Here is a 19,316-nt window from a genome sequence, read left to right on the forward strand (position 1 = left end):
CAATCGTAGATATTTTGGCGAAGCAATATTTAATAGGTTGCTCGTGGCTTGTGTGAGTTACAAAAATACCTTTGGGTATAAATACGGATAATCATATAAAATAATATGGAAAGAGTTGTAGAAAGATTTATTCAGTACGCAAAAGAATATACCACTTCTGATCCCGAAAGTACTACTTATCCGAGTACGGAAAGGCAAGTTGATTTTATGAAAAAACTTGAAAAGGAGTTAAAAGAGATTGGTTTACGCGAGGTGGAAAGAGATAAATTTGGATACGTGACGGCGACAATTCCTGCCAACGGAATTGAAAACGCTCCCGTTGTAGGTTTTATAGCCCACGTGGATACAAGTCCTGATTTTTCAGGGGAGAATGTAAATCCGCAGATTATTGAAAATTATGATGGCGGGGTGGTGCAGCTAAAAAACGGAGTAGAAATCAATCCGAAAAGTTTTCCTGAAATTTTGAACTACAAGGGACAGCCGGTAATTACAGCCGACGGCACTACTTTACTCGGTGCCGACGATAAAGCCGGAGTTGCCGAGATTGTGACAGCGGCTGAAATTCTTCTTCAGAATAAAAAGTTTAAACACGGAAAGATAAGGGTTGCATTTACGCCCGACGAGGAGATTGGTAAAGGAACCGATTATTTTGATGTGAAAAAATTTGGAGCTGACTTTGCTTACACTTTGGACGGCGGCGAAATTGGTGAGCTTGAATTTGAAAACTTTAACGCCGCAGGAGCTAAAGTAACTATCAACGGGCAAAGCGTTCATCCGGGGGCTGCAAAAAATAAAATGGTTAATGCATTACTGGTGGCGCAAAAAATTATTGCCATGCTTCCACCTACTCAGCGGCCTGAACATACCGAAAAATATGAAGGATTTTATCACCTGCTTTCATTAAAAGGAAACGTGGAAAAAGCTGAGATGCAGTATTTAATCCGCGACCACGATTCTGACAAGTTTGAAAAAAAGAAAAAATTACTCACCGAAATCGTACAGATTGTAAATTTGGAATTAGGTAAAAAAAGAATAGAACTGGAAATAAAAGATCAGTATTATAATATGCGTCAGAAAATAGAACCGGTTATGCATATTATTGATATTGCAGAACAGGCAATGAAACAAGCCGGAGTTGTTCCAAGAATAAAGGCAATTCGTGGCGGAACTGACGGAGCGCGACTTTCTTACGACGGACTTCCATGCCCAAACATTTTTGCCGGAGGGCATAATTTTCACGGGCCATTTGAATTTGTACCTGTTCCTTCCATGTTAAAATCAGTGGAAGTAATTTTGAATATTGCTCAGCTGGTTGGTAAATTAAATTAAGATGTTCAATCGGTTTTTTGAATTCGTAAAAGAAAAGCAACTTTTTGAGTCTCATCAAAGAGTGCTACTGGCGGTTAGCGGCGGTATCGACAGCATGGTTCTTTTGCATTTATTTGAAAAATCGGGTTTTGAATACGGTATTGCTCACTGCAACTTTAATTTACGCGGCGAAGAATCCGACGGCGATGAAAAGTTTGTTCGCGGGCAGGTACAATTTCATGGAATTCCTGCTTTTTTTCAGCGGTTTGAAACCGAAGAATATGCAAACCTGAATGGCATTTCCATTGAAATGGCAGCCCGTGAGTTACGCTATGATTATTTTGAAAAAATACGTGTAGAAAAAAATTACGATTTTATTGCTACTGCCCATCACCAGGACGATCTGATTGAAACATTTTTTCTGAATCTTTCGCGGAAAACAGGAATTAAAGGATTAACGGGAATTAAAGAAAAGACAGGTAGAATTATCCGTCCGTTACTTTTTGCCTGCCGGCAGGAGATTGAAGATTTTGCACGATCAAATTTTATTGAATTCAGGGAAGATTCCTCCAACATTGAAGTAGTTTATCTGCGTAATTTTTTGCGCCATAAAATAATACCTTTATTTCATGAGTTGAATCCTGCTTTTAAGAAGAACATTCTGGCAAGTATAGAAAATTTAAAAGAAGCGGAGCAGGTTTATTCCAGATGCCTCCGGGCCGAGCACGACAAAGTTGTTGAAAAAAATAAAGAGGAAATAGTAATTAAAATTGAACCCCTGCAAAACACTTTGTTTCCTAAAGTTTTGCTGTTTGAAATTCTTTCGGATTTTAACTTTAATTCATCAGTAACAGATGAGATTTTTCAAGGTTTGGAAAATGATTCGGGGAAACAATTTTTTTCAAAAACCCACCGGTTGGTAAAGGACCGCGACAGGTTGTTTATAACACCTTTTTCAGAAAAGGAAGAACGAATATTTTATATTGAAAAAGATGACATTGAATTGTTTGACCCCTTGGATTTACTCATCGAAAAATATGATGCAAAAGATTTCCTGATAAGTAAAGAGTCGAATGTTGCCAGTCTTGATCTCGGTGAACTGGAGTTTCCCCTGCTTATCCGAAAATGGAGACAGGGAGATTATTTTCAGCCACTTGGGATGACAGGTTTTAAAAAAGTTAGCGATTTTTTTATCGATGAAAAAATACCGTTGCATCAAAAAGAAAACATTTGGTTGCTTTGCAGTGGTAAAAAGATTGTGTGGATTATTGGGCTTCGAATCGACAACCGTTTTAAAATCACAACAAAAACAAAAATGGTTTATACGATTGAAATGAGGAAAAGCTGATGTTTTGTCTGCTCAGAATATTTTTGTTTTCCTTAAATCAACTTTTTCCCTTTTCCCTGATTTGTCAAGTAATTCTAATGTGATATTTTCTTTCGGCAAAGAATTGTACTGAATAAAATCGCAAAGCGGGGAATTTGAATTAAAGAGAAGCGAATCAACTTTTAGGATTTGCATTCCGGGAGTAACTCCCGCCTTTTCTGCGGAAGAGTTTTCAACAACCTGCATCACATACATTTGCTTTTCGCCGGAATACCCCACGTTAAATCCAAAAGTAGAGTAATCCGGAAAAGTATCATCAACCGGTTCCAAAAATATCGTTTGCGTTTTAAAATCGATGCTAACAATAAAACGCGACAAAACTTCAGTTCCCAGTAAACCTGATTTTCCGGTTTTTATTTCCACTTCCGGAATTTTTAAATCGCCTGCTTTTATGGTGTCGGCCAATGCAAGCTCTCCTTTTAGTTCACTTACTTTTCCGCTGATTCCCGATTGAGAATAGCCGCTGACCTTTGCCGTTTTCTCCACGATTTCGTGTTGTTTTAAAACTTCAAATCCTTTTTTGGGTAAAGTAATTGAACCGTTTGACCCATAATCCAGTTTTAAATTTTTTAATTTTGCTTTCCCAAATTCAAACTGAAGTAGTTGACTGTACTGATTGTCTGAACGAAACGGAATCTGATAACCGGCGTTGGATAACAGGTTTATCGTATCATTGAATAGTGCGATTTGGTTGTTCTGATAATCGATTGCCCAACTGCAGTGCCGCATCAAATTAGATCCAATTATTCCGTCTATATTCATGCAAGCTATAACTGGATTTTTATCCAAATCAGTCACAAATGCGGTTTGTTCAAAAAAAGGTATCTCGCCAATAAAAAGAGTATCAATCTGTACATATTTTACTCTTGTTTTGTGGTTATCGGAATCGACTATATTGCCTCGGCTTACGGTTTTAAAATTTAATTTTTTCTGCACCTTCTCAGAAATACTCAGAATGGCACCTGTGTCAAATAAAAACCGGTATTTTTCGCCATCAATTTCAACCGGAACAGTTAAAAGTCCGTTTTCATTTTCAGAATATATTATTTCAAAAAAACTGCCGTCCTGAATTTTTCCTTTTTGAATAGCCTTTGTCCAGCTTTGTGTACAACTTTGCGAGAAAAACAGAAAATAACCAACTAGCAGAGAAACAATAACGGTTCTATTCATTCGTTTTTGTGCAAAAAATGTTATTTTCTTGAGTGAAGTGCTACCCGGTTTCCTTCTGAATCCAGAATCAGAGCCATAAAACCGTACTCATCTGAAATTTTGGTCTTTTTTTGGATTACTTTTCCACCTGCAGGTTCAACTTTTGCCAGTTCATTTTTCAAATCACCCGAATGAGCTGTTAGATAAATTAGAACTCCGTCGGCAGAAGGAACATAAAATTCAGGGTGTTTTACCAGCGATCCGGGAGAACCTGCACCTTCTTCTGTCCATGGAAACCAGGCCATGTCAAGCGGTCCCATCATATTACGCTGAAGTTTTAAGTCAAGAACCCGTTCATAAAAACTTATGGCTCTTTCCATATTATTTACAGGAATTTCAAACCAGCCTACTGCATTGTTTTTCATGGTTTTAATTTTGAGTTTAATCTTATAACAGACAATAGTATTCAAAAGTTGGCTTTGGGAAAGATGTTTTTTTCTTTTTCTGTATTTTATAAAAAAATCAGATTTCAACAGGAAAATAAATTCAAATTAAGTTACTTTATAAGTTGAAACCTTGTTAAATTTTAATACCTAAATCAGTAAAACCTGTAGTTATGAATCGAAGCGAAATTCGAAGAATAATTTCCGTCGGATTTATTCTTTTTTACACCATTTTAGCTCATCCTCTTTTTGCTCAGGTGAAATTGTCGGAAGAGTTGTGGACTTTGCCAACATATCCGGTGCTGGCGCCTGAAAAAGCGCCCGTTTTTTTTACACACGAAAATTACCAGGGAGCTTCTCGTTATGTATACCCATATGCATTAAATGATGTCATTTCAAACGAAAAGCAAGAGCATGACTGGAAGGCGTTGATTTTGGAAAATGAGTATATAAAACTTTGTGTTACTCCCGAAATTGGCGGAAAATTATATTACGCCACCGATAAAACCACCGACTATAATTTTGTTTACAAGAACAATGAAGTAAAACCCGGAAATTTGGGGATGACCGGAGCTTGGGTGTCGGGTGGAATTGAATGGTGTGTGTTGCACCATCATCGGGCATCTACATTTTTGCCGGTTGATTATTCAACGGCTGAAAATAAAGACGGAAGTAAAACCATTTTTATTGGCGAAACCGAACCTCGCCACGGCATGCACTGGACAATTGGAATTACTGCTTTCCCCGGTAAATCATATTTTGAAGCTGATGTCGCCATTTACAACCCAACACCTTACACCAATACTTTTTTATTCTGGGCCAATGTTGCAGCCCATACCAACGATAATTACCAGGTTATTTTTCCACCCAGTGTTCAACTGGCTACGTTTCATTCCAAAAACGATTTTACACACTGGCCAATTTCTACTGAAAATTATCGGGGACAGGATTTTACTGAAGGTGTGGACATAAGCTGGTGGAAAAATGTAAAAGAGTCGGCGTCGTTTTTTGCACACGATTTACAGGAAGATTTTATGGGAGGTTATGATCATGGGACAAATACAGGGACGGTTCACATTGGAGATCATAATATTGTGAAAGGAGCAAAATTGTGGGAGTGGGGCAGCGGCCCGCGCGGGCAGGCTACTGAAGGTCGGTTGACTGAAACCAGTGGCCCGTATGTGGAAATTATGGTGGGTGCCTATTCGGATAATCAGCCGGATTACTCGTGGATAAAACCTTTTGAAACCAAACGCTGGAAACAATACTGGTACCCGGTAAAAGATATTGAAGGTTTTAAAAATGCAAATTTGAATGCTGCAGTGAATCTGGAACAACGTGATGGAAACACCGTTTTTCTTGGATACCACGCTACGCAAAAATTTGAAAATGTTCAGGTAACTTTAAGAAATGGCGGCCAACTTGTTTTTCAAAAAGATATTCAGATTTCTCCTGAAACCGCTTTCACTGAAACAATTGAATTAGGGGCAAATTTCAACTTGATAGATTTATACACTGAGTTAAAAAACCTGGAAACCAATGAGATTTTAGTTTCATATCAGCCCAAAGAATTTGAACAAGCTGAATTGCCACCGATTGTTGAACCGCCTCTTTCTCCTGAAGAAATATCAACAATTGAGGAAGTTTATTTGGCAGGAAAACGAATTGAACAGTTTTATAATCCGCGTTACAATGCGCTCGATTATTATATGGAAGCCTTGAAACGCGACCCGAATGATATTCGCACCAACACTGCTGTTGGAAATCACTTTTTAAAAAATGGCGATTTTGAAACCGCGAGGGAATATTTGGCAGCAGCAACCAAACGCCTTACGGCCGACTATACCCGTCCATCCAATTGTGAAGCGCTCTATTTACAGGGACTCACATTAAAAGCGCTGGGTTTGTATGATGAGGCTGTTGATACATTATATCGTGCAACCTGGGATTATGCATATCATTCTGCGGCCTTTTTCGAACTGGCACAAATCTCTTGTTTAAAAGGAGATTTTGAAAAAGCTTTAGAGCAAATTAATGAAAGTTTATCAACCAACACCAAAAATTACAGAGCTGTTGCTTTGAAGGCTGCAATTCAACGTAATTTGGGTGATTTTGCCGGTGCTGCAGAAACGTTATATCTGATTCCGGAAAATGATCCGTTAAATTTCAGGTTGGCAAACGAAGTTTATTTAATTGAAAAAGCTGCCCGCAATAACCCATCTGAGGAAAATGAGCTTGCGGAACTGAAGAAAAAAATGCGCGATTTTGACCAAAATTACCTGGAACTTGCCGTAAGTTATATTGACGATGGAATGCTGCCCGAAGCAGAAGAGGTATTGCAAAGGATAAAAACTGATAATCCAATTATTCACTACTATCGAGGCTACATTCAGGCTAAGCTTGGGAATACTGATGCAGCAAAAACACTTTTTGCAAAAGCTGAAAGTTTGGCGGAAGATTATTGTTTTCCTTACCGGTTTCAAACTATTCCGGTATTAAAAACTGCGTTGGAAACAAATTCAAAAGATGGAAAAGCCTGGTATTATCTCGGAAATATTTTGTGTGACAAACAACCGGAAAAAGCAGTTGAATATTGGAAAAAAGCTGTGGAAGCAGCTCCTGATCTGGCCGTTGCATCCCGAAATCTTGGTTGGGCGTACCACCGTTATTATAAGGATTATGAACAAGCGATTGCATGGTATGAAAAAGCAATGGCTCTAAATCCGGTTGATGCCATTTATTACAGTGAACTCGATAATTTATATGAACTGAATAATAGCGCAATAAATAAACGGCTGGCATTATTTGCCGGGAAAAACGATGTGGTGAAAAATCGTGATGATGCATTTGTCCGGCAAATTACAGTGTTGACTCTGGCAGGGCAGCCCGAAAAATCAGTGCAGTATTTACAGGATAAAAAATTTAGTTACCGTGAAGGAAATTCAAGGGTTCGTGAGGTGATAATTGACGCCCAATTGAGCTTAGGCTTAAAGTATTTTGCTGAAGAGGAACATGAAAAAGCATTGGAACATTTTCTTCTCGCACAAATTCCTGATGAAGAAGCCGGAAGTGCCCGCTCAGGCAACCGCGATATTCAGGTAAATTATTTTATTGGCGAGGCTTATAAAGCTTTAAAAGATGAACAAAAAGCGAATGAATATTTTGTTTTGGCTACAGAAGCTGAAGGCAGAACAAGTGTGATGAGTTACTATAAAGGCTTAAGTTTTTTGGAACTAAAAAAGGAAAAAGAAGCAGAAGAAATTTTTGATGCTTTGGTTGAGAATGGCAATCAACGTTTAAATCCTAAAGAAGGTCAGGGTAACGACTTTTTTGCGATTTTTGGTGAACGCGAGGCTGACAAAACGCGTCAGTCGATGGCTTATACCCTACGTGGGCTGGGGTATAAAGGACTCGGGAAAAATAAACAGGCAAAAGAAGATCTAAGCAAAGCAGTTGAATTGTCTGTTGGAAATTTGTGGGCACAAACAGAATTGAAAGAATTATAAAAAGAACAAAAATATGAAATCAGAGAAAATAAAATTTTTGCAGTTTTTATTCATTTTATTTCTAATTCCTTTTGTTGGAAACACACAAAACGATTGGGAAAATTCCACCATTTTCGATAAGAATAAAGAACCCGGGCATACCACTTTTGTTCCGCTCGGTTTGCAAAATAACTCAGTGGATTTCGACAAGCAAAATAGTCCTTTTGTAAAAATGCTTAATGGAAACTGGAAATTTAACTGGGTTTCTAAACCTGCAGATCGGCCTTTTGATTTTTACAAAGTTGATTACGATGTTTCTTTTTGGAAAGAAATTCCTGTTCCGGCCAATTGGCAACTGCACGGCTTCGGAATCCCGATTTATACTAATATTGTTTATCCGTTTAAAGTAGATCCACCACGTATTCAGCACAATAATAACCCGGTGGGATCGTACAGAAGAAATTTTACAATTCCTGAAAATTGGGATGGAAAGGAAGTTTTTCTTCATTTTGATGGAGTGAAAAGTGCTTTTTACCTCTGGATTAACGGTCAAAAAGTTGGATACAGCCAGGGGAGTATGACACCGGCAGAATTTAACATCACAAAATATTTGAAAGTAGGTGAAAATGTATTGGCTGCTGAAGTTTACCGCTGGAGTGATGGAAGTTATCTGGAAGATCAGGACATGTGGCGTTTTAGCGGAATTTACCGGGATGTGTATTTGTTTGCCACACCCAAAATGCATATTCGCGATTTTTATATCACTACTGAGCTGGACGAAAAATTCAAAAGTGCAGAATTAAAACTGCAGGCTGAAATAAGAAATTCAGGTAATGAAAACATTGACGGATATTCTTTAAAAACTACTGTTTTTGAAAAGGATAATCCATCGGAAGCGATTGTAACCATGAATTCTGATGTATCGATTGGGGCTTCTCAGAATGTGCAGTTGCGTTTAAATAAAAGGGTTCGAAATCCAAAACTATGGTCGGCCGAATCGCCAAATTTATACACCATAGTAATTGAGTTACTGGATGAAAATGGAAGTGTGACTGAAAAAGTGGGCTCTAACTTTGGGGTCAAAAAAGTAGAAATCAGGGGTGGTGAATTTTTTGTAAACGGAAAATCGATTTTATTTAAAGGAACCAACCGTCATGAACACGACCCTGATTTTGGACGAGCTATAACCCGTGAAAGTATGATAGAAGACATTTTGCTGATGAAGCAAAACAACATAAATGCAGTTCGTTGTTCGCACTATCCCAACCAGCCGTTATGGTACGAACTGTGCGACGAATACGGCTTATATCTGTTTGATGAAGCGAATGTGGAATCACATGGAATTGGTTATGGAAAAAATATTCTACCAGGTAGCGATCCCGATTGGACCAGCGCGGTGGTTGCCCGTGCCGAACGTATGGTTTTGCGCGATCGCAACCATGCAAGTATTGTGGTTTGGTCGTTGGGAAATGAAGCCGGGCACGGCGATAACTTTTATAAAATGGCAGATCGAATAAGGGAACTGGATCCAACACGTCCAATTCACTACCGCCAGATGAACGAGGCTGCTGATATGGATAGCCAGACCTATCCAACTCCGGAGTGGATTATCAATCGTGCTCAGGAAAAGCCGGATCGGCCATTCCTGATGAATGAATATGCCCACGCCATGGGAAATTCGGTCGGTAATCTGGAAGAATACTGGGAAGCCATTGAGAAACATCCTGCACTGATTGGCGGTTTTATATGGGATTGGGTCGACCAGGGTTTACGGACAAAAACACAAAATGGCATTGAATATTTCGCATACGGAGGTGATTATGGTGATAAACCCAATGATGCTAACTTTTGTATCAATGGGCTGGTTTCGCCCGACCGCGTGCCAAATCCTTCGTTGTACGAGGTAAAAAAAGTGTACCAAAATATTTCTTCAAAATTATTGGATGCAGAAAGTGGGAGGATTGAAGTTTATAATAAATTTAATTTTACAAATACATCAAAATACACAACAAATTATGAATTGACAGAGAATGGAAACATTGTTGATAAAGGAGATTTAGGAGCGCTTAGCATTGCCCCCGGAGCTAAAAAAGAAATTGCTGTTCCGGTAAAAGAAATGGAGCCCGGTAAAGAATACTTCCTAAGAATCGTTTTTTCATTAAAGGAAGACGAAAAGTGGGCCGAGAAAGGACATGTAATCGCCTGGGATCAGTTTCTTTTGCAGGAAGCTAAACAGCAAACCGGAGAATTAAAAAACGGTAACGGAAAACTAAGATTGGAAAATTCTGATGATTTGATTCGGGTTACCGGAAATGATTTTCAGGCTTCTTTTGATGCCGAATCCGGAGAGATGGAAAGTTTAAAGTATCGAGGCGACGAAATGATTGTTTCTCCCATCGTCCCTAATTTTTGGAGGGTCCCTGTTGACAACGATTTGGGCCATAATTTTGAAATCACTTCAGGGGCATGGCGAACTGCTTCGTCTGACAGATTAATAAAAAAAGTTGCGTCGATTGATTATAACGGAGATAGCCTACAGATTTTTATAACTGCAGAACTTCCGGTTTTTGCTATTCAGCACAAAACAGTATATACGGTTTATAAATCTGGTTCAATAAAAGTAAGTTGCAGTATGGATGTTGAAATGGAGCGGCCCGAATTGCCTCGATTTGGTGTTCAGTTTGAAATACCTGATGAATTTAGCCAGATGAGATGGTATGGACGCGGACCACAGGAGACATATCAGGACAGGAAAACAGGAGCAGCTTTTGGCATCTATTCCGGAAAAGTAGACGAGCAGATTTATCCTTATATCTACCCGCAGGAGAACGGAAATAAAACGGATGTGCGCTGGGTAACCTTTACAAATAGCTCTGGCGAAGGACTAAAAATTACAGGGTTGCCACAGGTGGATGTAAGTGCACGGCCATACACCGATCTTATTTTGGAAGCTTCAACCCACAATTACCAGTTGCCTGACATGTCATTTTATTCTGTTCAGATTGATTATAAACAGCGTGGTGTTGGAGGAAACAACAGTTGGGGCTTAAAGCCTTTGGATAGTTATCGTCTTCTCGAAAGTTATTATGAGTATTCGTTCGTGATTTCTCCGGTGAAGTAGGTGGTTGGTTTTATCAGATAATTCCTCGGTGTTTAGGACTGATCTACTTTTCCCCCCGGAAATTTAGGAGCCTCCGAAGAATGTCAGACAGAAGGTTAAAATAGCTTGAAAGATGTCATCCAAAGGCGTCTTTTTTGTGTGTAATAGTTTCACGATACCTGAAAATTATAATTCACTTCGAAAACGAGCTATTTTTATCAAGTTTATTATTGATTTCCGGTTTCATGGGGCAGCTAAATTTTGTTATCTTGCATTGAGACTTTTTGTTGTTAGACTTCTGTTAAAAACAGGCGTCAGGAAAATTATAAAAACCCTTAAGATTATGCAACTTGACCAAACCCAGTATTTACTTGGCGTAATTCGCAGTTTTCACGGTGTAAACCAGATCCTGGTTAAGGAGAAAGATCCTGAAAATTTGATAATTCAAATATGTGAAGTGTTATCAAAGAACAGGAACTCTTTAGTTTACAGGGTTGGTCTTCTGAAAAAAAACGGAGACATGAGAGTTTTTCGAGCTCTTGAAGAGGGAGAAGAAAGTTCGAAGGTGTATTTTACAATAGAAAAATCGGGTTTATCAGAATATGGTAAAAAGTTATTAGCCCAAAAAGAAACAGTATTTTCTGAGACGTCGGAAAAAGAGTGTGCGATAGTGCAGGAAAATAGAAATATTGCAAAACCTTGTTTTTCCGCACCAATACATTATGGCGGAAATGTTTATGGTTTGCTCTTTTGCTTTTTACCCGACGAATTTTTTAAACTGGAAGAAGAAAGAGAATTTTTTCGCGAAATTAGAAATGGATTAGGGTTCGCATTAAATTCAATTCAGACAGAAGAAAAACGCGAAAATACTCAAAGAGCTTTGAGTCATGAGAGATTTTTGGTAAACGCACTTATGGAAAATTTGCCCGAGCTGATTTATTTTAAAAACCTGAAGAGTCAATTTATCCGTGTCAATGAGAGCATGTTAACACGTTTTGGCTTAAGTGGGGCTTCTGAAATTCTTGGAAAAACCGATTTTGATTTTTACGGACAAGAACATGCCCAGGCGGCGTTCGAAAGCGAACAGGAAATGATCAGTTCAGGGAATCCGATGGTTGGTGAAGAAGAAAAGGAAATATGGCCGGACGGAAGCGTCTCCTGGGTTGTGTCGACGAAATTGCCATTGAAGGATGAAAATGGGAAGGTAGTTGGGACTTTTGGAATATCAAGAAATATAACAGATAAAAAGCTTGCAGAACAACAGAGAAATGAAAGCGAAGAGAAATTTAGACTGATTGTCGAAAACCAGGGAGAAGGAGTTGGTATCATGGACGAAAACGAAGTTTTTCTTTTTGCCAACCCGGAGGCCCATCGGATTTTTGGTCTTGAAAAAGATCAACTTATCAATCAGTCATTATTGAAATTTATTTCCGATGATATTGTTGAACAGATAAAAAATGAAACAGAAAAAAGGATACAAGGACAGTCTTCAAAATACGAAATAGAAATAATCAGACCGTCAGGCGAAAAAAGGCAAATACTGGTTACTTCTACTCCTTATGTGAAAAATAACAACGAATTTGTCGGGACCTTTGGTGTCTTTCGGGATATTACTGAACAAAAGGAAGTGGAGAAGATTCTTAAAGAAAGAGATTTGATTTTAACTAAAATGACCGAAAGGGTTCCCGGAGTTGTATATCAGTATCAATTGTACCCGGACGGAAGTTCAAAATTTCCATATGCAAGTTATGGAATTGCCAATATTTATGGAGTTAGCCCCGAAGAAGTAAGACACGATGGAAGTAAGGTATTTGATGTTATTCATAAGGACGATTTAAGTGCAGTATCAGAATCAATTCAAAAATCATTTGATAGTCTTGAACCATGGGAGTTTGAATACAGAGTCATTCTCCCCAAAAAAGGTCTAAGGTGGTTATCGGGAGAAGCTATGCCAGAAAAAATGAACGATGGTTCGGTACTGTGGTACGGATACATTCACGATATCACAGAAAGGAAGAATTTTGAATCGAAATTACTCCATGCAAAACAACAGGCGGAAGATGCTAATAAAGCAAAATCAGAATTTCTTGCCAATATGAGTCATGAAATCCGTACCCCAATGAATTCGATTTTGGGTTTTAGCGAGGTGTTATTAAATACAGCAAAGGATGAAAAGCAAAAGGGATACCTAAAAACAATTTTAAGCAGCGGAAACACTTTGCTTTCTTTGATAAATGACATTTTGGATCTTTCAAAAATCGAAGCTGGTAAGATAGAAATTAGTCCCGAACCTGTAAATTTAAAGATACTAATCAGGGAGATTGGAAAAGTTTTTGAACAGAAGGCAGAAGGAAAAGGAATTGAGTTAATTATTGATTTAGATGAAGATTTCCCCGAAAATATTAATATCGATGAAATTCGGATCAGACAAATACTTTTTAACATTGTTGGAAATGCAGTAAAGTTTACTTCAAAAGGATATGTTCGAATTGAGCTTCGACTAACTGATCGCACAGAAGAACATGTTTGTTTTGATATTTCTGTTTCGGATACAGGTATTGGAATTGCAAAAAAAGATACCGAGAGAATTTTTGAATCGTTCAGCCAGCAATCGGGGCATGCTGCCCGTCAGTATGAAGGAACCGGGCTGGGGCTTTCCATTTCGAAGAAATTGTGTGCTCTAATGAACGGGAACATTTCAGTAAAAAGCCAAGAAGGTGAAGGGAGTACATTTATAGTTTCTTTTACCGGTGTTTTTTATTCAAATGAAGTGCTTCCAGAAAAGGATTTTAATGAATGGGCAGACAGCGCTATTTATTTTGAACCTGCAACAATACTGGTAGTTGATGATATAAAGTATAACAGAGAGCTGGTTTTTTCTTATCTCGAGAATTTTAACTTCAATTTACTTGAAGCAGAAAATGGTGAAAGCTGTATTTCTCTGGTGAAAAATAACAGACCGGATTTGATATTGATGGATATTCGAATGCCGGGAATAGACGGATATCAGACAACGCAAATACTAAAGAAAAGCGAAAATAATTCTGCACTTCCGATTGTGGCTTTTACCGCTTCAATCATGAAGAGTGAAACTGAGAGAATAAGAAAATTTTTTGACGGCTATTTGCAAAAACCAGTACAGCAAAGGCAACTCGTTTTAGAGCTTGCTCGCCATTTAAAACATAAAATATTAAAAAGCGAAAATTTAAATGCTGAAAATGGTGAATCAGAAAAATCTACGATGTTGGATCCTAAAATCAAAAATGAATTTCAGGAACAATTTTTTGACCGAATTGACGAGTTAAAGCGTACAATGGTTTTAAAGGATTTGAACTTCTTCGCTGAAGATTTAAACACATTTGCACACAATACCCAAATTGAATTTCTTAAAGAAAAAGCAATTAACCTAAAAACATTTATATCAGAGTTTGATTTTGAAAAGATTCCTCATTTTTTAAATACCATAAAATCCGAATTTGAATAGTTATCTGTTGGTTATATATGGTTTACATATAGTGACGTAAAACACCGAAAATATGGTTTCGTCGAATCAGGAAAGCCATCCCTGATCCGATACCTTCTCTATAGGAAAGAGAGTTTAGGGATTATTTATGACAGGCATTTTTAACAATACCGGAGAACCTTAAATAATTTTTATACCTTTTGGAGAATCCACCTCTGTTTTAATTTCGCCATCAGGTTGCATCGTATGTTTAACTTTTACAACGCCCATTGGCGTAGGGAAGGTTCCTTCTACCCACTCCAGGTTCCCGAGGTGAGGTTCAATTTTTAATGTTTTGCAACCTGGCTCAACAACTTTTATCCCCAAAACATTTTCCGTTAACCAAGCAGTTACTCCCGACGACCAACCGTGGCAAAAACTATGTCGGTAACTGGGATAACAGTAATCGCCAAAATCGCCGTGAATATCGTTCATTCCTTCCGGGGTAAATTCATCCAGCCGGGCAGAATTTTCTTTCCATTCGATGTTAAAATCTTCCCAAAAAGTAGTAGCTCCCATATCGAGCATACCTCCCCAGTAGTCGCTTGCAATATCCAGTGCATCCTGGTACCGGCCTGCCATTGAAAGTGCGTCGAGCATGTACAAGCCATAAAAGGTTGAAAAACGTTTGGCGCCGTCAACTGCAATTACGTCGTTACAGGCTTTTTGGGGATCCAAAATCCCAGCCACAGCCATCAGCGCAGCGGCCTGTTTTAAATCGTTATGATCTTTTATATTCTTATTTAGTTTTTCAATGGCTGAAAGACATGTTTGTGCAGATTCTTTTTCATCCAAAATATCACAAAGTGTTTTTGCATCATTTAAAGCCCAAACCAGCAATGCACGGTAACCCGCTTCCACTCCTTCAGCGTTGGGTGTTGAAGGCCAGTCGAGAAAACGGAATCTGCTTAATTCCTCGGTGCCATCTTCATTTATTTTTGAATCAATTAAATCGATTAATCCAACAATATAATTTTTGTGTTTTTTCAAAAAATCAAGATCCGCATTTTGCATGTACCAGTCGTGGTGGATAATTAGATACCACATGGAATAAGAACTCATTCCGTTCATCCACTGAGGCAGAGGATACTGTTGGCATGCCAGATCAAGACTTTTGGGAACTACTTCGTTATATCCAAAAACTTTAGTAATGGTTTTTAGTTCAGGATGAAAATCACCCAGCCATACGAGACGATCGCGTTTTATACCATCCCACAAAAATTCCTGCATGTTCAAATGGGTTGTATAAGCTCCGGTAATCCATATGGAATCCAGTCGCGAATTGCTGCTTTTAAACGAACCCAAATAAGGAATGTCGCGGTAGCGTAAAATCGCACGTGCCTCTTTCAGGTTAATGGTTGTATTGGGTTGAAGCAAATCGATACGAACAAACCGAAAACCGGTGTTTCCGATTTCAATTAAACCCGAGCGCGGAATTTCCATTACGATATCGCGTTTGGCATGGTCATCGGTTGAAAAACCCATTAACCAATCGGAATTGTAGGTGGTACTGTTTGCCTCACCAACAGATTCTCCAAAACGAATGCGAACCAATGAGGGCTCTCTGCGTGAAGAACCTCCCATAACCAGTTGCAAACCGCCGTGTAATTCTTTACCATAGTCGAGAAGGATTGAAGAGGTGTCGGTTTCTGTACTTTTAATAGCACAAAATTGGGTAACCCGACTCATATCTGATTGGCTGTTTCCCGGTTTTAAAAGTACATCAGGGTTTTTTACGAGTTCACCTGTTTCATCTGATGTCCACATGATTCGTACAGGTGAAATAAATACCCGGGTTAATTCATCTTTTTGCGCGATTTTTTTGTATTCCGAGCCAAATACAGGGGGGAGTTGAGAAAAGCTGGTGAATCCTGTTATGAGCAGAATCAATATTGGGAATAAAATTTTGATTTTCATTGTTAAGTTGTTAAAGTTTATTTTTCAATTAAATTCAAACAAAGGAAGGCTTGGTCTGATTTGTATCCAAATTCCTTATTGAGCAAAAAAATGCTTTTTCATAAATTGCAGATAAATATCAAAATCTTTCGGAACATTGCCATGTCCGCCGGAATGCATAAAATAGCCTAAATCGTTTAAGATTGGGACTCCGGCTTCGGGCATTTTTTCGGTTTCCAAAGCTGTTTTCCCCAAAAGTGTATATACCGGTGCCGCAGCTACGGCAGCCAGAAATTCTCCTTTCGGGTCCGACCAGTTATCTGTGTCTCCTGTTTGCAACAGCAGCGGCCGCGGGGCAATTAAAGAGATTAGCATGTGCGCATCGATAGGTGAAGTCTCAGGATTGTCGGCATATTGAGCGCGGTTGCCGCAAAACTGATAAAAATAACGCGACGGGGCAATCATGTGTCCGATGGTTTCTCCGTAATTACGTGCGGAAAGCGCTGCTCCGCCTTCGCCGGAACAACTGGCCAGAACCATCGCAAAACGTTGGTCGCGGGCACCGGTCCACAGCACTGTTTTTCCCAAGCGGGAGACTCCGTTCAATGCGACTCGTTTTGCATCTACCAGCGGATCGGTTTCCAGATAATCCATCACATAACTTAATCCCCAGGCCCAGGCAGAAATGGTTCCCCATTCGTCAGGCTCGGGCCAACTTTGTCCATTCTTCAAAAAATGCCCTCTGATACCGTATTTTATTCCTTCAGCAAAATCAGGTTCAATATCGCCATAATAGATGGTTGCTACACCAATTCCTTCTGAAATATATTTCTCTACATCAAAAAATCCCCAGCCTCTGCCTTCTGAAGCCGAAATTCTTTCTCCGTCACGGTTCCACATTGTTCCCGTTTTTATCCCCGGATCATTAATCTTAAGCGAGTTGGGCATAAAGCTAATCATCAGAAAAACCGGCACCGGTTTGTTTGTGTTAGCAGGAGTGTATAGCAATAGGTCAGCTTTATAGTCCGATGTATCTTCTGTAAAATACAGGGTAATTTGTTTTCTGAGTGCTTTCCCGTTAAATGCAGGTGTGCCTGAATCAAAAACATTAAAGTTCTGTTTGTGGCGTTCAGGGCATTTCCCAAACTGTTCTGTTTCATATAAATGTAAAACTTCAGGACGACGCTTTTTTATCCATGTTTTTGCCGAAGTTACTTTTTTCCCGTTTTGTAAAACCAGTGGATCTGGAAGAGTGTATGTTCCGGTTTTCGATTCATCATAGTTTACCGGAATGCCTGCAACATCTTCCGGTTTATTTTGGGCATAGCAAACAATTCCCGATGTGGTAACTATGAGTACCGCGAAAAAGAACCTTATTAAATGATTGTTTTTAAGCATGGTTTAATAAATTAGTTTAGATATGTTTCAAATATTTGCTTCTCTCTTCAAAAATATACAATAACAAATCATAAATCAATTTTATCGGTAGAGAAGCAAATATTGTTTTTATTTTAGTATCCCGGGTTTTGTATAAGAACATCCGGATTAAGTTCTATCTGGTCGTATGGAAGAGGGAATAATAATTCGTGGTCTGACACACTTAAAGGTGAGTTCGGATCCCCGTATTGATATATCGAAATAGTCGTTGGAAGAACCACTTCATTCTCTCTGTTATAAAATGCATCTACAACCGTTTTTGTACGTTCGGTGCGCAGAAGATCAAACCAGCGGTGTCCTTCCATACACAGTTCCAGTTGCCGCTCATCCTCAATGGCGGAAAAGATACTTTCGTAGTTGGCGTCAATGTCGGTTGTTAACCCTGCACGTTCACGAATTCGCCGGATCTGCCCGATAGCTTCCGTATAATTACTTAATTCATTTAAACATTCTGCATATTTTAGAATAATATCAGCATATCTTGAAATTATCGTTTCACAACCACTATCCGGCTGACCTGATATCCCATCTGTAACATTTTGATAGTCGAAATATTTTAGTGTCATGGGAATCGTGCAGCTGTAGTCCGGCGAGATAAGATCAGTATAAACAACTGTTCTTCGGTTATCGTTTTCAATAAATTTTGCTTCAAGTTCATGTGTCATCATTAAAATATTTACACCGTAAATCTGACTGCCGGAACCATCCGGATCGATAGGGATACCCTGTATATTGCCTAAAGCTGCGCTACCCAGATAATTGCCCATTGAAGGAGATTGGTTATTTGCATATTGAACCGCGAAGATTATCTCTTTATTATTGGCGTTATTTGCATCGAATATTGAAGCGTAGTTCTCTAATAGTCCCAGGTTTGCCCCTTCTTTAGCGATTATTTTTTCAAAATAAGTTTTTGCATTTGAATAGTCGCCCCGTGTTAGATAAACGTCGCCAAGAATAGCTTGTGCGGCAGTAGCCGACGCTTTTCCTTTATCATTGTTTGATTCGTAAAAATCAGGTAGTTTTGATTCAGCATCTTTCAGATCCTCAATGATCTGAGCATAAACCTGTTCAACAGGTGTCCTTGCATATTCAAATACAGCCATATAATCGGTGATGTCTTCGAGAACCAGAGGTACATCACCCCAAACTCTTACCATTACATAATAGGTGTAGGCCCGCAAAAATTTTGCTTCTCCAACCAACTGGTTATAAACTTCGTCTGTGGATGCAACCATTTCCATATTATCGATTACAAGACAACACCTGTTAATGATTTGATAACAGGCATACCACAAATCACTTAGAACTCCATTTTGAGAATCGACTGTTGACTCGTGAAGTGCAATGTGATTTGATGAATTATTTAATTTAAAGTCATAGGCATTGTCTGTAGGAAGATCTCCGATATAAACGATACTGTTGGCAAAGGTACCGCTCATAGAAGAATACGCTGCATTAAGTACCGTTTGAATTTCGTCTGTATCTTTCATGTAGTTTTCAACTGTCATACTGTCTGTCGGATACTTTTCAAAGAAAGAATCACTGCAGGAAGTATGAAAAAGTAGTGCTATGATTAGAATAATGATATATTTTTTCATTTTTGTAGCAA

General features: G+C 38.8%; 10 protein-coding genes. 5 read left to right on the top strand and 5 right to left on the bottom strand.

Annotated elements, in window-relative coordinates; all coding sequences use genetic code 11:
• The first annotated feature begins 105 nt into the window (after positions 1 to 105).
• Together pepT and tilS are read left to right on the top strand one after the other, a co-directional pair.
• Positions 106 to 1,329, top strand: a complete 1,224-nt coding sequence (pepT, locus tag K5G00_RS27005) for a peptidase T (RefSeq protein WP_238769610.1) — start codon at positions 106 to 108, stop codon at positions 1,327 to 1,329.
• Position 1,330: 1 nt separating this feature from the next.
• Positions 1,331 to 2,656 carry a tRNA lysidine(34) synthetase TilS gene (gene tilS / locus K5G00_RS27010; RefSeq protein ID WP_238769611.1) on the top strand — a complete coding sequence of 442 codons (1,326 nt, stop codon included), beginning with the start codon at positions 1,331 to 1,333 and terminating at the stop codon, positions 2,654 to 2,656.
• A gap of 12 nt (positions 2,657 to 2,668) precedes the next feature.
• Here tilS and K5G00_RS27015 read toward each other — a convergent pair whose 3' ends face one another.
• The gene (locus tag K5G00_RS27015; protein WP_238769612.1) at positions 2,669 to 3,865 is read right to left on the bottom strand and encodes an aspartyl protease family protein; all 1,197 of its coding nucleotides are present in this window, start codon (positions 3,863 to 3,865) and stop codon (positions 2,669 to 2,671) included.
• A 20-nt stretch (positions 3,866 to 3,885) separates the two neighbouring features.
• Positions 3,886 to 4,269, bottom strand: coding sequence for a VOC family protein (locus tag K5G00_RS27020; protein ID WP_238769613.1), 384 nt, complete (start codon positions 4,267 to 4,269; stop codon positions 3,886 to 3,888).
• Positions 4,270 to 4,460: 191 nt separating this feature from the next.
• Between K5G00_RS27020 and K5G00_RS27025 the strand changes: the two genes are divergently transcribed.
• From K5G00_RS27025 to K5G00_RS27035, 3 genes are all read left to right on the top strand, one after another.
• Positions 4,461 to 7,793: a DUF5107 domain-containing protein gene (locus K5G00_RS27025; protein ID WP_238769614.1), complete on the top strand. Its 3,333-nt coding sequence runs from the start codon at positions 4,461 to 4,463 to the stop codon at positions 7,791 to 7,793.
• 13 nt (positions 7,794 to 7,806) lie between these two features.
• A complete protein-coding gene (locus K5G00_RS27030; RefSeq protein ID WP_238769615.1) occupies positions 7,807 to 10,893 on the top strand; it encodes a glycoside hydrolase family 2 TIM barrel-domain containing protein in 3,087 nt (1,028 codons plus the stop codon).
• Positions 10,894 to 11,215: 322 nt separating this feature from the next.
• Positions 11,216 to 14,356: a hybrid sensor histidine kinase/response regulator gene (locus K5G00_RS27035; protein ID WP_238769616.1), complete on the top strand. Its 3,141-nt coding sequence runs from the start codon at positions 11,216 to 11,218 to the stop codon at positions 14,354 to 14,356.
• A gap of 159 nt (positions 14,357 to 14,515) precedes the next feature.
• Here K5G00_RS27035 and K5G00_RS27040 read toward each other — a convergent pair whose 3' ends face one another.
• The 3 genes from K5G00_RS27040 to K5G00_RS27050 form a co-directional block, all read right to left on the bottom strand.
• Positions 14,516 to 16,291: an alpha-L-rhamnosidase-related protein gene (locus K5G00_RS27040; RefSeq protein WP_238769617.1), complete on the bottom strand. Its 1,776-nt coding sequence runs from the start codon at positions 16,289 to 16,291 to the stop codon at positions 14,516 to 14,518.
• A gap of 75 nt (positions 16,292 to 16,366) precedes the next feature.
• Positions 16,367 to 17,668: a glucuronyl esterase domain-containing protein gene (locus K5G00_RS27045; RefSeq protein WP_238769618.1), complete on the bottom strand. Its 1,302-nt coding sequence runs from the start codon at positions 17,666 to 17,668 to the stop codon at positions 16,367 to 16,369.
• Between the two features lie 113 nt (positions 17,669 to 17,781).
• Positions 17,782 to 19,305 carry a RagB/SusD family nutrient uptake outer membrane protein gene (locus K5G00_RS27050; RefSeq protein ID WP_238769619.1) on the bottom strand — a complete coding sequence of 508 codons (1,524 nt, stop codon included), beginning with the start codon at positions 19,303 to 19,305 and terminating at the stop codon, positions 17,782 to 17,784.
• Positions 19,306 to 19,316 lie beyond the last annotated feature (11 nt).

The organism is Maribellus maritimus (assembly GCF_022267315.1).
Lineage (GTDB): Bacteria > Bacteroidota > Bacteroidia > Bacteroidales > Prolixibacteraceae > Draconibacterium > Draconibacterium maritimum.

What these genes read in the sequence shown, in the direction of transcription:
- K5G00_RS27025 (WP_238769614.1), top strand. Translation starts at nt 4,461, where the DNA reads ATGAATCGAAGCGAAATTCGAAGAATAATTTCCGTCGGATTTATTCTT.
- K5G00_RS27050 (WP_238769619.1), bottom strand. Translation starts at nt 19,305, where the DNA reads ATGAAAAAATATATCATTATTCTAATCATAGCACTACTTTTTCATACT.
- K5G00_RS27045 (WP_238769618.1), bottom strand. Translation starts at nt 17,668, where the DNA reads ATGCTTAAAAACAATCATTTAATAAGGTTCTTTTTCGCGGTACTCATA.
- K5G00_RS27015 (WP_238769612.1), bottom strand. Translation starts at nt 3,865, where the DNA reads ATGAATAGAACCGTTATTGTTTCTCTGCTAGTTGGTTATTTTCTGTTT.
- tilS (WP_238769611.1), top strand. Translation starts at nt 1,331, where the DNA reads ATGTTCAATCGGTTTTTTGAATTCGTAAAAGAAAAGCAACTTTTTGAG.
- K5G00_RS27030 (WP_238769615.1), top strand. Translation starts at nt 7,807, where the DNA reads ATGAAATCAGAGAAAATAAAATTTTTGCAGTTTTTATTCATTTTATTT.
- pepT (WP_238769610.1), top strand. Translation starts at nt 106, where the DNA reads ATGGAAAGAGTTGTAGAAAGATTTATTCAGTACGCAAAAGAATATACC.
- K5G00_RS27035 (WP_238769616.1), top strand. Translation starts at nt 11,216, where the DNA reads ATGCAACTTGACCAAACCCAGTATTTACTTGGCGTAATTCGCAGTTTT.
- K5G00_RS27020 (WP_238769613.1), bottom strand. Translation starts at nt 4,269, where the DNA reads ATGAAAAACAATGCAGTAGGCTGGTTTGAAATTCCTGTAAATAATATG.
- K5G00_RS27040 (WP_238769617.1), bottom strand. Translation starts at nt 16,291, where the DNA reads ATGAAAATCAAAATTTTATTCCCAATATTGATTCTGCTCATAACAGGA.